A 12,093-nucleotide genomic window follows, 5' to 3' on the forward strand; every position below is an offset into this window, starting at 1 on the left:
TATCCAGACCAAAAAAAACCGCCTTCACAGCGGTTTTTTTAGCATTCAGCATCAATCTAACCCATATCAATCTTCACGCCAGCCAAAGCACCGGTTCCGTAGTCATCATCACCACGTCTGGTTTTTAGCATTAAGCGTAAGTCATTCGCGGAATCAGCACTGTGGAATGCGTCTTCTTCACTGATCTTGCCTGCAAGCACCAAGTCATACAAAGCTTGGTCAAAAGTCTGCATACCAATCTCTTTCGATTTAGCCATCGTCGCTTTTAGTTCATGCAACTCACCACGACGAATCAAGTCAGACACTCGCGGGCTGTTGAGTAGAATCTCAAACACGCCATGGCGACCGCTGCCATTCTTATCTCGGATTAATTGCTGAGCGACCACACCACGCAGGTTCATCGATAGGTCAAACAAGAACTGTTCTTTCTGCTCTTTCGGCACCAAATGAAGAATACGCTCTAGCGCTTGGTTAGCGTTATTGGCGTGCAAGGTTGCCATACACAAGTGACCCGTTTCAGCAAAGGTCATCGCGTATTCCATGGTCTCACGGCTACGGATTTCGCCAATCAAGATCATGTCTGGTGCTTGGCGTAGCGAGTTCTTAAGCGCGACTTCGTAACTCTCGGTGTCGAGCCCGACCTCACGCTGCGTCACGATGCACTTTTTATGTTCGTGCACAAATTCAATAGGGTCTTCAACCGTCAAGATATGTCCCGAGCGATTGGTGTTGCGATAGCCTGTCATTGCAGCCATTGAGGTCGATTTACCAGAGCCTGTCGCACCAACCACCAGCACAAGTCCGCGCTTAGCTATTGATAGGTCCTGTAGTACATCAGGAAGCTTTAGTTGCTCAAAGGTTGGGATGTTAGTCTCGATACGTCGAATGACCGCTCCAGGTAGCTCTCGCTGAAAGAATGCACTGACACGAAAACGACCAAAGTCACGCACAATCGCAAAATTAGCCTCACGCGTTTGCTGATATTCATCACGTCGGTCTTGTTCCATCATCGCATCAAGTAATTGAGCAACTTGAGCCGCATTCAGCTTCTCTCCTTGAGGGCGTAATTCACCATCCACACGAAAAAGGATTGGCGCATCAACCGTGATATAAAGATCCGATGCCTTTTGAGAAAGCATTCCCTCAAGGATTTGATTCAATTCCATTATGTACACCTTAATTAAAACATTGAGGTTTCAATTTCGATCTTTTTCTCGACCTCTTCCGAATCAACCAAGCCCTGCGCCATCAGCTGCTTCGCATTTTGTTCCATGGTCTGCATGCCGTGCGCTGCGCCCGTTTGAATGATCGAGTACATCTGCGCAACCTTATCTTCACGAATCAAGTTTCTGATCGCAGGTGTTGCCATCATGATTTCATGACACGCCACACGACCACCACCAACACGCTTTAGCAGCTTCTGGGCTATCACCGAGCGCAGTGATTCAGACAACATCGAACGAACCATATCTTTATCGCTACCTGGGAACACATCGATAATACGGTCGATCGTTTTAGCCGCAGAACTGGTGTGCAGAGTACCAAAGACCAAGTGACCCGTTTCTGCTGCGGTTAACGCTAAGCTAATCGTCTCTTGGTCACGAAGTTCACCAACCAGAATCACGTCTGGGTCTTCACGTAAGGCACTGCGCAGTGCCGCTTTAAAACTGTGAGTATCACGGTGAACTTCACGCTGGTTGACTAGGCATTTATTATTGGTGTGAACGAATTCAATCGGGTCTTCAATCGTCAGAATATGCTTATTGTGGTTGCGATTTACGTAATCAACCATCGCCGCAAGAGTCGTTGATTTACCAGAGCCAGTTGGACCAGTGACGAGCACTAACCCTTTTTCGTAGTTAGCAATCCTTTCGAAGATCTCAGGTGCACCTAACTGATCTAAAGTCGGGATTTCGACAGGGATAGTTCGAAAGACAGCTGAGCAGCCACGGGCTTGGTTAAACGCATTAACACGAAAGCGACCAACATTGGGTAATTCAAAAGAGAAGTCGACTTCCAGTTTTTCTTCAAACTCGCCGCGTTGTGAATCGCTCATGATCTCAAAAACCAAACGATGCACATCAGCATGACTCAAAGCTGGGATTCCAAGCTTCCTTACTTCACCATCTATACGTACCATTGGAGATACACCCGCAGAAAGATGTAGATCTGACGCGTTATGCTTTACACTAAAATCTAGTAACTCAGTGATATCCATTTATTTTCCCTTAAGTAAAGTCAGCTATGAGTAGTATTCAACAAAATATCGAACAAATCACCTCACAGATTCGTAGTGCTGAGCAAAAGTGCGGACGAGCTCCAGAGTCCGTGCAACTTTTAGCCGTCAGCAAAACTAAACCTATTGATGCGATTCTAGAAGCCGCACTCGGAGGCCAAGTTGCCTTTGGTGAAAACTATGTTCAAGAAGGTGTCGATAAAGTAAAACACTTTTCAGAACAACATTCTAACCTAAATTTAGAGTGGCATTTTATTGGCCCAATTCAATCCAATAAAACCCGCCCAATCGCGGAAAGCTTTCAATGGGTGCATTCCGTCGATCGCGATAAGATCGCACAAAGGCTTAATGATCAACGACCAAGCGAACTTCCACCTTTGCAAGTGTTGATTCAGGTAAACACCAGTGGTGAAGAGTCCAAATCTGGAACCTCAGAAGAGACAGTTTTTGCACTCGCGGAGTTGATTTCATCGCTCCCCAACCTCACCTTAAGAGGATTGATGTCGATTCCTGCAAACGTATCTGACTATCAATCTCAGCTTAATGCATTTTCTCAACTGGCAGAGCTTAAAGACAAGCTAGCCGCGAAGTATTCAGACATTGATACCCTTTCGATGGGGATGAGTGGTGATATGGATGCAGCAGTTGAGGCTGGCAGCACAATGGTTCGTATTGGAACAGCTATTTTCGGCGCTCGTGATTACGCGAAATAGCCGTAGTAAGTAACGACAAGTACAAGTATTGATACCGCTTCGCCTTATCCGCGCAGCGACACGCTCAGGATTTTATATATGGTACATAAGAACATCGCCTTTATTGGGGCGGGAAACATGGTTCGCTCAATTGTAGCTGGCTTAGTTGCTAGTGGTTACCCAGCGCAAAAGATTACTGCGACAGCACCTTCAGAAACCAGAAGGCTGCCGTTAGAACAAGAATACGGCATCAATACCACCAGCGATAATATTGCCGCAGCTGAAAAAGCAGACGTTGTTGTGTTATCAGTGAAACCACAGATGATGGCTGATGTATGTAAACCCTTACAAAGCATCGACTTTAGCAACAAACTGGTTATCTCCATTGCTGCGGGTATTAATGCGAATCGACTCAATGAGATGTTAAACTGCCAACTGAACCTTGTTCGTGTGATGCCAAACACGCCATCACTGCTAGGTAAAGGAATGAGCGGTCTTTATGCCGATTCAACGGTCAGCCAAAATGATAAAGACTTTGCATCTCAGCTGATGCAAGCTGTAGGTGAAGTGAGCTGGGTTGAACAAGAATCTGGTATCAACAACATCATTGCGGCGGCGGGGAGTGCTCCAGCTTACTTCTTCCTGTTTATGGAAGCGATGCAAGTTGAGGCAATCAACCAAGGCTTCGACCAAGAAACCGCTCGTAAATTAGTGCAGCAGTCTGCATTAGGCGCGGCAGAGATGGTGGTAGCGAATCCAAATACTGAATTATCGACACTGCGTGAACAAGTGACTTCAAAAGGCGGAACAACTGCAGAAGCATTGCGCACGTTCAATGAACATCAACTATCAGACATCGTAGCCAAAGCCATGCAAGCGGCGGTCGCTCGAGCTGAAGAGATGGAAAAACTGTTTTAAGCATTTTGTCGCTCGGGTTATATCTAAGCGGCAAGTAAATCCGAAAAAGGAAACAATATGAACTCGATGAGCTTTCTGATCTCGACCGTTTTTGATCTTTACATCATGGTTGTGATCTTGCGTATCTGGCTACAAGCATCACGTGCAGATTTCTACAACCCATTCTCACAATTCATCGTAAAAGCGACACGACCAGTTGTTGCCCCACTGCGCCGAGTTATTCCATCAATCGGCAGCCTAGATCTTGCGACGGTTATTTTTGCTTATGTGCTGTGTGTGCTTAAGTTCGTTGCTCTCAACCTGATTATCTCTGGCGGCGCAGCTGTGTTCGATATCAGCTTCCTGATCTTTGGTGCACTATCTTTGCTAAAAGCGGCGGGTGGTTTGATCTTCTGGGTTCTGCTAATCCGTGCAATCCTTAGCTGGGTTAGCCAAGGCCGTAGCCCAATCGAGTACGTGTTCCATCAACTGACTGAGCCAATGCTAATGCCTATCCGCCGTATCCTACCGGATATGGGTGGCTTCGATCTAAGTGTGCTGGTTCTGTTCATTGTTCTACAGTTTGCGAACTTCCTAATGGGCGACATGATTGGTCCTATTTGGTATCAGCTATAATTCAAGTACGAACATCAGGTACTTTGACGATGCCAAAAGCGGTTTGGGCCGAAGAAGACGATATTCTTCTTCGGCTCTATATCCAACCCAAGGCAAGCCGAGACAAGATTGTTGGCTTGCATGGTGAGGAACTCAAAATTGCCATAACTGCTCCACCAGTAGATGGCAAAGCCAACGCCCACTTAGCGAAATACCTTGCGAAACAGTTTAAGGTCGCAAAAGGGCAAATTAAGATAGAAAAGGGAGATCTCGGTCGGCACAAGCAAGTTCGAATATGCTCGCCAAGCCAAATCCCAACTGAAGTCAAAGCCATCCTATGATGGCTTTTTGCTATTTATTGGAGTCATTATGCGTTTATGGATAACAGCACTACTCACCGCTCTTGTTGCCTTACCAAGCTCAGCAGGGCAATTTAAGAACATTAAGGATGTCGAGGTTCATTACTCGGCTTTTAATTCCACGTTCTTAACTTCGCAAGTCGCTAAGCAATACAAACTTAAGCGAAATGGATACTCAGCAATCCTCAACATCAGCGTGTTAGACAAGGCTTCTCTAGGCAAGCCTGCGACAACGGCTAAAATTACGGGAACAGCGAAGAACCTCGTTGGAAACACCCGTACTTTGAAGTTTCGAGAAATCAAAGAAGGCGATGCGATTTATTACCTTGCTGAGTTCCCCGTAACTCACGAAGAAAACATCACCTTCGACATCGATGTGAACGCAGGCCTAAAAGGCACTGGTCCACTGCGTTTCACACAGAAATTCTATATAGAAGAGTAAGCTCAAACCTTACTTTTCATTTATTAACTTATTTAGAGCTACATTCCCATGAGTAAGATTGTTTTAGCAACAGGCAACCAAGGTAAAGTTCGCGAGATGGCAGATATTCTGTCTGAGTTTGGTTTTGACGTTGTCGCGCAAAGTGAATTTAACGTTTCAGAAGTCGCTGAAACAGGAACGACTTTCATTGAAAATGCCATCATCAAAGCTCGCCACGCAGCGAAAGAAACAGGGCTGCCAGCCATTGCTGACGACTCAGGTTTAGAGGTTGATTACTTAAATGGTGCGCCAGGTATCTATTCAGCGCGTTACTCAGGTGAAGGGGCAACCGATAAGCAGAACATCAAAAAACTATTAGATGCGATGCAAGGTGTCGAAACTGAAAAGCGTACTGCGCGTTTCCACTGTGTGTTGGTGCTAATGCGTCACGAGAATGATCCAACACCTCTAGTGTGTCACGGTAAATGGGAAGGTCGTATTCTTACTGAAGAACACGGTGAGAATGGCTTTGGCTACGATCCTGTGTTCTTTGTACCAGAAGATAACTGCGCCTCAGCAGAGCTTGAATCTTCGCGTAAGAAGCAACTGTCACACCGTGGTAAAGCGCTTGCGTCACTATTCAAGACTCTCAAGGAGCAAGCTCTGTAATGCACAATGCAGCGCTAATACCACCCGCACTTAGCCTCTATGTACACATCCCATGGTGTGTACAAAAGTGTCCGTATTGTGATTTTAACTCTCACGCTCTGAAAGCCGAGATCCCTGAAAAAGAGTACATCGATGCACTGCTTGAAGATCTCGATACTGATATCGAAAAATATCAGCTCAATGGTATGCCTCGCCCACTGCATTCGATCTTTATTGGTGGCGGTACCCCAAGCCTGTTTTCTCCTGAAGGAATTGGCCGATTGTTACAAGGCATTGAACAGCGCATCCCGTTCAAACCTGAAATAGAAATCACCATGGAAGCCAACCCGGGAACTATCGAAGCTGAGCGTTTTGCAGGTTACCAAAAGGCAGGCATTACTCGAATCTCGGTGGGTGTGCAAAGTTTTGAGCAAGAGAAACTGGAAAGACTTGGGCGTATTCATGGTCAAGATGAAGCGGTAAATGCTGCTCATTTAGCGCATAAGATTGGATTGAATAGTTTCAATTTAGACTTAATGCACGGCTTACCCGAACAGAGTATTGAACAAGCGTTGGCTGATTTGGATAAAGCGATAGAACTCGACCCTCCGCACTTATCTTGGTATCAGCTAACAATAGAACCTAACACCATGTTCTATTACAAAACACCAACGCTGCCTGATGATGATGACCTTTGGGATATCTTCGACCTAGGCCATAAGAAGCTCGCAGACGCAGGGTATGTGCAGTACGAAATTTCAGGCTACAGCAAGCCGGGATATCAGTGCCAACATAACCTCAACTACTGGCGCTTTGGTGACTATCTAGGTATTGGCTGTGGCTCTCATGGCAAGCTGAGCTTTACAGATGGACGCATTGTTCGTACCACTAAGGTTAAGCACCCTAGAGGCTATCTAGCTGCGTACCAAAACATGGTAAAACCTTATCTATCAGATGAATTTGAAGTGCCGAATGAAGACCGCCCTTTTGAATTTTTCATGAACCGCTTTAGGTTAATGGAAGCATGTCCAAAGCAGGATTTCATTGATACGACAGGGCTTGGTTTTGACTCGATTCAAAAAACGATTGAATGGGCAAAAGAGCTAGGCTGCTTGAAGGAAACCGACACTCACTGGCAGATCACTGAAAAAGGAAAGCTGTTTCTCAATGATCTGTTAGAAGCCTTTATGGCAGAAGAAGACGAGTAGTTCGAGATTCGAGATTCGAGATTCGAGATTCGAGAAGCATTGCGTAAGGGTTGGCTTTAGGGTCAACCCTTTTTGTTTTATAGCCCTCTCTCGGAGCGAAGCGTTCTATAGGACAACGTCCGTGCTCGAATCTTTCTCTTAGAAAATAGAACGACCAATTCGCTCTGAAAGCAACTCTAGAGCCTTAGTACCTGCGAGCGAGTTGCCAGAAGGATCAAGCTCTGGAGACCACACCGCAATCGTCATTTCGCCAGGAACGATAGCAATAATACCGCCACCAACGCCCGATTTTCCTGGCATACCAACACGGTAGGCAAACTCACCAGCCCCATCGTACAAGCCACACGTCGCAAGCAAAGCATTCAACTGCTTGGTTTGAACTGGCGTGATGATCTCTTTCTTGGTTTGAACCGACACGCCTTTGTTTGCTAAATAGCTAAAGGTTTTTACCAAATCCACACACGTCATTTTAAGCGCACAAGCGTGGAAGTAGTTATTCAGAACTGGGATAACATCATTCTCAAAATTACCAAATGAACGCATCAAATAAGCAATGGCAGCATTACGATCGCTGTGCATCATTTCTGAAGCCGCTACCACCTTGTCATACACAATATGAGTATCACCCGATAACTGACGCACAAACTCTAACAAGCGGTGCCTAGGCGCAGACAAGCGGCTTTGTAGTAGGTCTGCAACGACAATTGCCCCCGCATTGATGAACGGGTTGCGGGGAATACCATACTCCATCTCAAGCTGAATCATCGAGTTAAAGGCTTGACCAGAAGGCTCTTTGCCTACTCTTTGCCAAATCTCTTCAGGCTTATATAGCACCATAGCTAGCGTCAGGCTCAAGGCTTTAGAAATAGATTGCACAGAAAATGCTTCTTCAGCATCGCCTGCTTTAATCACCTCACCTTCATTGGTGTATACCGCGATCGCCAGTTTCTGGTTCGATACGCGAGCCAGTGCAGGGATATAATCAGCGACCTTTCCCTGTCCAATTAAAGGACGAACTTCGTCTAAGATCTCGGCCAAAATAGCTTGAGTTGGTTTCATGTGCGCTTACTTCTATATTGTTATTTTTGTAGGGGTGTAACATATACCAATCGTAGTAAATAACTGCTCACTCTAGCTTGTTAAAATGCTCGATAACTGCGTTAGAATTTTTGATTGTAGAGTAACTACTTATCGAAAAATGCTGCCTTGTTCTCAAGCCTTTTTCCTACGCTATTTCTGATCACTTACTTACTGTGATTGGTATTACTTTCTGTCGTTAAGCCTTTACTGAAATAAAAGCCTAAGGACAAAAAAGCCAACATTACAATAATGTTGGCTTTAATCAATCCCATAAAGTGTAGGGGTTAAACCCTAAGTCGGATTACCCTTCACTTAATTTGATTCGAAGTTACTTAGTACGCTTGAACTTAATGTCCCAAACACCATGACCTAAACGGTGGCCACGAGCTTCAAACTTAGTTAGCGGGCGCTCATCCGGACGAGGGATGTAATCACCATCTTCAGCGATGTTTTCGAAGCCTGGAGCTACGTTCATCACTTCAATCATATGTTCTGCGTAGTTTTCCCAGTCTGTTGCCATGTGGAAAACACCAGTATCAAGTTGAAGCTTGCCGCGAACCATCTCTGCAAACTCAGCCTTAACGATACGACGTTTATGGTGACGAGCTTTGTGCCATGGGTCAGGGAAGAACAGTTGCAGAGTATGCAGGCTGCTATCTGGGATCATGTGTTCAAATACTTCTACAGCATCGTGACACATTACACGCAGGTTAGTTACGCCAGCATCGCGAGCTGTACCTAAACACGCACCAACACCCGGGCTATGAACTTCAATACCTAAGAAGTTTTTCTCAGGTGCGTTCTTTGCCATTTCAACCAGTGATGCACCCATACCGAAGCCAATCTCTAGTACAACCGGGTTATCGTTGCCAAATACTTCTTTCCAGTTAAGAAGCTCTGGGTTGTAGTCGATACCCATTGTTGGCCAACATTCATTCATCGCGTTCTCTTGGCCTTTTGTTAAGCGGCCTTCGCGGCGAACAAAGCTACGGATCTTACGAACCAGTTTGCCGTCTTCAGTATATTCGTTAGTGGTCACTTCACTCATTGATTTTTGCCTGCACATTGATTAATCAAAGCGGGGATTATCCAAAGAATTGCCTCCGGTGCAAGTCTTTCCGTGGATAAATTCCCACACAATTTGTCTGTTTTACATCCAACGTTAAGTGTGGTGCAATTTCGCTTCTAATAATAGCAAAGCATAGAGCATGTCGTGACTCCTTTCGCAACCGCCATATTAAAGTGGTATGACGCCTACGGGCGTAAAGAATTGCCTTGGCAACAAAACAAAACCGCCTACACCGTTTGGCTATCTGAAATCATGCTTCAGCAGACTCAGGTTGCTACGGTGATTCCATACTACCAACGCTTCTTAGAACGCTTTCCAACGGTTATCGACCTAGCGAACGCCGAACAAGATGAGGTACTCCACTTATGGACAGGGCTTGGTTATTACGCACGAGCTCGCAATCTACATAAAGCAGCCAAGATCGTTGCTGAGCAATATGGTGGTGAATTTCCGCTGTCTATCGAAGAGATGAACGCGCTACCGGGGATTGGTCGCTCAACAGCAGCAGCCGTCTTATCATCGGTTCATAAACTTCCTCATGCGATTCTTGATGGCAATGTAAAACGAACGCTTGCGAGAAGTTTTGCCGTTGAAGGTTGGCCGGGGCAAAAGAAAGTCGAAAACCAGCTTTGGGAACACGCCGAAGCACATACTCCGAACAAAGATGTCGATAAGTACAACCAAGCAATGATGGACATGGGTGCCATGGTTTGTACCCGTAGCAAGCCTAAGTGCACCTTGTGCCCGATTGAAAGCATGTGTGAGGCCAAGAAGCTCGATAGACAGCTCGACTTCCCTGGCAAAAAACCTAAGAAAGAAAAGCCAGTAAAAGACACATGGTTTGTGATTCTGTATCACGACAACCAAGTGTGGCTCGAACAGCGCCCTCAATCTGGTATCTGGGGCGGATTGTTTTGTTTCCCTCAAAATGAAAACGCAGAGATCGAACATCAACTAGATCTTCGTTCGATCAAAGACACTCAAACCAATTCGATCAAGACCATGATTGCGTTTAGACACACTTTCAGCCACTACCACTTAGATATCACGCCAGTATTAGTGAAATTAGATAAACAACCAGATTTGATAATGGAAGGGGCTAAAGGTCTCTGGTATAACTTATCAAAACCGGAAGAAATTGGCCTAGCCGCTCCTGTAAAGCAGCTTATTGAGAGCCTACCCTTTGAACTGAACGACGACGTTTGAATCAACGAACGCGATAAGAGGAACCACTATGAGCCGCACTGTATTTTGTGCTCGCCTTCAAAAAGATGCTGAAGGCCTAGATTTTCAACTTTACCCAGGTGACTTAGGTAAGCGTATCTTTGACAACGTGTCTAAAGAAGCTTGGGGACAATGGCAAAGCAAGCAAACTATGCTTATCAATGAAAAGAAGCTAAACATGATGGATCCTGAGCATCGTAAACTTCTTGAAACTGAGATGGTTAACTTCCTTTTTGAAGGTAAAGATGTCGTAATTGATGGCTATACTCCACCAAGCGAATAAGACATTTATTTAAGCAATTTTTAATGACATCATGGTTAACGCTGCGATGTCATTTTTGTATGAGGAACTATGAAAAAGCTAAGTTACTTCCTAACAGCCATGTTATTAACTGGCTGCAGCCGTGAATTTGTCGAAAGCATTTATGATGTCAATTACGAGCCAACCAACCGGTTTGTGAAGAATTTAGCTGAGCTACCCGGACAATTTGAAAAAGATACCGGGGCGCTAGATTCATTAATAGATAGCTTTTCAGGCAACATTCAAAAACGTTGGGGTAGCAGTGAAATCAAGATAGCAGGTAAGAGTAACTATGTGAAATACATAGATAATTACTTAAGTCGTTCAGAAGTGAATTTTAGCCAAGGCCTGATAACGGTGGAAACGGTTTCCTCTACCGAACCGAAAAAACACCTCAAAAATGCGATCATGACGACCCTTTTGACGCCAGATGATCCGGCGCATGTCGATCTATTCTCTTCTAAAAGCATCAAGCTAGAAGGCAAACCTTTCCTCTATAATCAGGTCGTAGACCAAGAAAAAAAGCCCATTCAATGGACTTGGCGAGCGAACCAGTTTGCGGATTACCTGATCGCGAATAACCTAAAAACCAAAGAAGTCGACTTTAAAAAAGCCTACTACGTTGAAATCCCAATGGTGGCCGACCACGCTAGCCAGCGTAGTTATCAATATGCCGACATCGTTCGACGAGCGTCTCAGCGTTATGACATCCCTGAAGATTTAATCTACGCTATCATCAAGACAGAGAGTAGCTTCAACCCGTACGCCGTAAGCTGGGCTAATGCTTATGGTCTTATGCAGGTGGTACCTAAAACCGCTGGTCGAGATGTATTTGAACACGTCAAAAAGAAACCTGGTGAACCAAGCCCTGAGTACTTATTCAATCCAGAAAACAACATTGATGCTGGCACCGCATACTTTTACATCCTTAAAAATCGTTATTTGAAAGACGTAAAAAACCCATTAACGCTTGAATACAGTATGATTTCAGCCTATAACGGCGGTACTGGTGGCGTACTCAATACCTTCAGTAAGGACAGAAAGCGAGCAATGCAAGACTTAAACTCGCTGCAACCGAGCCAAGCCTACTGGGCGCTTACCAAGAAGCATCCAAATAAAGAGTCGCGCCGATACCTCGAAAAAGTAACGCAATTCAAAAAAGAATTTAACCAAGGTAAAACATAACCCTCACTTTTGAATAAAAAAACAACGAACGAACGGTTTTTTTAATTATTTTCAAAAAAGGAGTTGACGGTTATGCAGAAAATCCGTTTAATAGCGCTCCGTTGCCCGGATAGCTCAGTCGGTAGAGCAGAGGATTGAAAATCCTCGTGTCGGTGGTT

The 12,093-nt window shown here is 45.1% G+C and carries 14 protein-coding genes; 10 read left to right on the forward strand and 4 right to left on the reverse strand.

From position 1 onward, the window contains the following. Positions 1–56 precede the first annotated feature (56 nt). Positions 57–1,166: a PilT/PilU family type 4a pilus ATPase gene (locus tag ACED46_RS08230; RefSeq protein ID WP_371721231.1), complete on the reverse strand. Its 1,110-nt coding sequence runs from the start codon at positions 1,164–1,166 to the stop codon at positions 57–59. 14 nt (positions 1,167–1,180) lie between these two features. Further along, complete coding sequence (locus tag ACED46_RS08235; RefSeq protein ID WP_017062242.1) at positions 1,181–2,218, reverse strand: type IV pilus twitching motility protein PilT; 1,038 nt, start codon at positions 2,216–2,218, stop codon at positions 1,181–1,183. Positions 2,219–2,244: 26 nt separating this feature from the next. Here ACED46_RS08235 and ACED46_RS08240 point away from each other — a divergent pair, with 26 nt between their 5' ends. The 7 genes from ACED46_RS08240 to hemW all read left to right on the forward strand — a co-directional run bounded on the left by ACED46_RS08240 (position 2,245) and on the right by hemW (position 7,076). Then, positions 2,245–2,949, forward strand: a complete 705-nt coding sequence (locus ACED46_RS08240; protein ID WP_017062243.1) for a YggS family pyridoxal phosphate-dependent enzyme — start codon at positions 2,245–2,247, stop codon at positions 2,947–2,949. A 78-nt stretch (positions 2,950–3,027) separates the two neighbouring features. Further along, on the forward strand, positions 3,028–3,846 hold the full coding sequence (proC, locus tag ACED46_RS08245) for a pyrroline-5-carboxylate reductase (RefSeq protein ID WP_108209503.1): 819 nt from the start codon (positions 3,028–3,030) through the stop codon (positions 3,844–3,846). A gap of 57 nt (positions 3,847–3,903) precedes the next feature. Beyond that, positions 3,904–4,461: a YggT family protein gene (locus ACED46_RS08250; protein WP_371721232.1), complete on the forward strand. Its 558-nt coding sequence runs from the start codon at positions 3,904–3,906 to the stop codon at positions 4,459–4,461. Positions 4,462–4,490: 29 nt separating this feature from the next. Continuing rightward, the gene (gene yggU / locus ACED46_RS08255) at positions 4,491–4,781 is read left to right on the forward strand and encodes a DUF167 family protein YggU (RefSeq protein ID WP_102427900.1); all 291 of its coding nucleotides are present in this window, start codon (positions 4,491–4,493) and stop codon (positions 4,779–4,781) included. Positions 4,782–4,809: 28 nt separating this feature from the next. Then, positions 4,810–5,241, forward strand: coding sequence for a DUF4426 domain-containing protein (locus tag ACED46_RS08260; protein ID WP_017062246.1), 432 nt, complete (start codon positions 4,810–4,812; stop codon positions 5,239–5,241). A 48-nt stretch (positions 5,242–5,289) separates the two neighbouring features. Beyond that, on the forward strand, positions 5,290–5,889 hold the full coding sequence (locus ACED46_RS08265; protein ID WP_017062247.1) for an XTP/dITP diphosphatase: 600 nt from the start codon (positions 5,290–5,292) through the stop codon (positions 5,887–5,889). Next, a complete protein-coding gene (gene hemW / locus ACED46_RS08270; RefSeq protein ID WP_371721233.1) occupies positions 5,889–7,076 on the forward strand; it encodes a radical SAM family heme chaperone HemW in 1,188 nt (395 codons plus the stop codon). The genes ACED46_RS08265 and hemW overlap by 1 nt, the downstream gene beginning before the upstream one ends. A gap of 138 nt (positions 7,077–7,214) precedes the next feature. Here the strand turns inward: hemW and glsB are convergent, their stop codons facing one another. After that, complete coding sequence (glsB, locus tag ACED46_RS08275; protein ID WP_371721234.1) at positions 7,215–8,135, reverse strand: glutaminase B; 921 nt, start codon at positions 8,133–8,135, stop codon at positions 7,215–7,217. 349 nt (positions 8,136–8,484) lie between these two features. Further along, positions 8,485–9,204 (reverse strand): tRNA (guanosine(46)-N7)-methyltransferase TrmB, encoded by a 720-nt coding sequence (gene trmB, locus ACED46_RS08280; protein WP_017062250.1) that lies wholly within the window; start codon positions 9,202–9,204, stop codon positions 8,485–8,487. A 165-nt stretch (positions 9,205–9,369) separates the two neighbouring features. Here trmB and mutY point away from each other — a divergent pair, with 165 nt between their 5' ends. The 3 genes from mutY to mltC all read left to right on the forward strand — a co-directional run bounded on the left by mutY (position 9,370) and on the right by mltC (position 11,935). After that, positions 9,370–10,431 carry an A/G-specific adenine glycosylase gene (mutY, locus tag ACED46_RS08285; protein ID WP_065584120.1) on the forward strand — a complete coding sequence of 354 codons (1,062 nt, stop codon included), beginning with the start codon at positions 9,370–9,372 and terminating at the stop codon, positions 10,429–10,431. A gap of 28 nt (positions 10,432–10,459) precedes the next feature. Further along, positions 10,460–10,732, forward strand: a complete 273-nt coding sequence (locus ACED46_RS08290; RefSeq protein ID WP_010435637.1) for an oxidative damage protection protein — start codon at positions 10,460–10,462, stop codon at positions 10,730–10,732. A gap of 69 nt (positions 10,733–10,801) precedes the next feature. After that, entirely contained in the window at positions 10,802–11,935 is a 1,134-nt protein-coding gene (mltC, locus tag ACED46_RS08295) for a membrane-bound lytic murein transglycosylase MltC (protein WP_017063191.1), read from the forward strand. Positions 11,936–12,093: the final 158 nt, after the last annotated feature.

This window comes from Vibrio sp. 1S139, from assembly GCF_041439475.1.
Classification (GTDB): Bacteria; Pseudomonadota; Gammaproteobacteria; order Enterobacterales; family Vibrionaceae; genus Vibrio; species Vibrio crassostreae_C.

What these genes read in the sequence shown, in the direction of transcription:
- ACED46_RS08230 (WP_371721231.1), bottom strand. Translation starts at nt 1,166, where the DNA reads ATGGAATTGAATCAAATCCTTGAGGGAATGCTTTCTCAAAAGGCATCG.
- ACED46_RS08235 (WP_017062242.1), bottom strand. Translation starts at nt 2,218, where the DNA reads ATGGATATCACTGAGTTACTAGATTTTAGTGTAAAGCATAACGCGTCA.
- ACED46_RS08240 (WP_017062243.1), top strand. Translation starts at nt 2,245, where the DNA reads ATGAGTAGTATTCAACAAAATATCGAACAAATCACCTCACAGATTCGT.
- proC (WP_108209503.1), top strand. Translation starts at nt 3,028, where the DNA reads ATGGTACATAAGAACATCGCCTTTATTGGGGCGGGAAACATGGTTCGC.
- ACED46_RS08250 (WP_371721232.1), top strand. Translation starts at nt 3,904, where the DNA reads ATGAACTCGATGAGCTTTCTGATCTCGACCGTTTTTGATCTTTACATC.
- yggU (WP_102427900.1), top strand. Translation starts at nt 4,491, where the DNA reads ATGCCAAAAGCGGTTTGGGCCGAAGAAGACGATATTCTTCTTCGGCTC.
- ACED46_RS08260 (WP_017062246.1), top strand. Translation starts at nt 4,810, where the DNA reads ATGCGTTTATGGATAACAGCACTACTCACCGCTCTTGTTGCCTTACCA.
- ACED46_RS08265 (WP_017062247.1), top strand. Translation starts at nt 5,290, where the DNA reads ATGAGTAAGATTGTTTTAGCAACAGGCAACCAAGGTAAAGTTCGCGAG.
- hemW (WP_371721233.1), top strand. Translation starts at nt 5,889, where the DNA reads ATGCACAATGCAGCGCTAATACCACCCGCACTTAGCCTCTATGTACAC.
- glsB (WP_371721234.1), bottom strand. Translation starts at nt 8,135, where the DNA reads ATGAAACCAACTCAAGCTATTTTGGCCGAGATCTTAGACGAAGTTCGT.
- trmB (WP_017062250.1), bottom strand. Translation starts at nt 9,204, where the DNA reads ATGAGTGAAGTGACCACTAACGAATATACTGAAGACGGCAAACTGGTT.
- ACED46_RS08290 (WP_010435637.1), top strand. Translation starts at nt 10,460, where the DNA reads ATGAGCCGCACTGTATTTTGTGCTCGCCTTCAAAAAGATGCTGAAGGC.
- mltC (WP_017063191.1), top strand. Translation starts at nt 10,802, where the DNA reads ATGAAAAAGCTAAGTTACTTCCTAACAGCCATGTTATTAACTGGCTGC.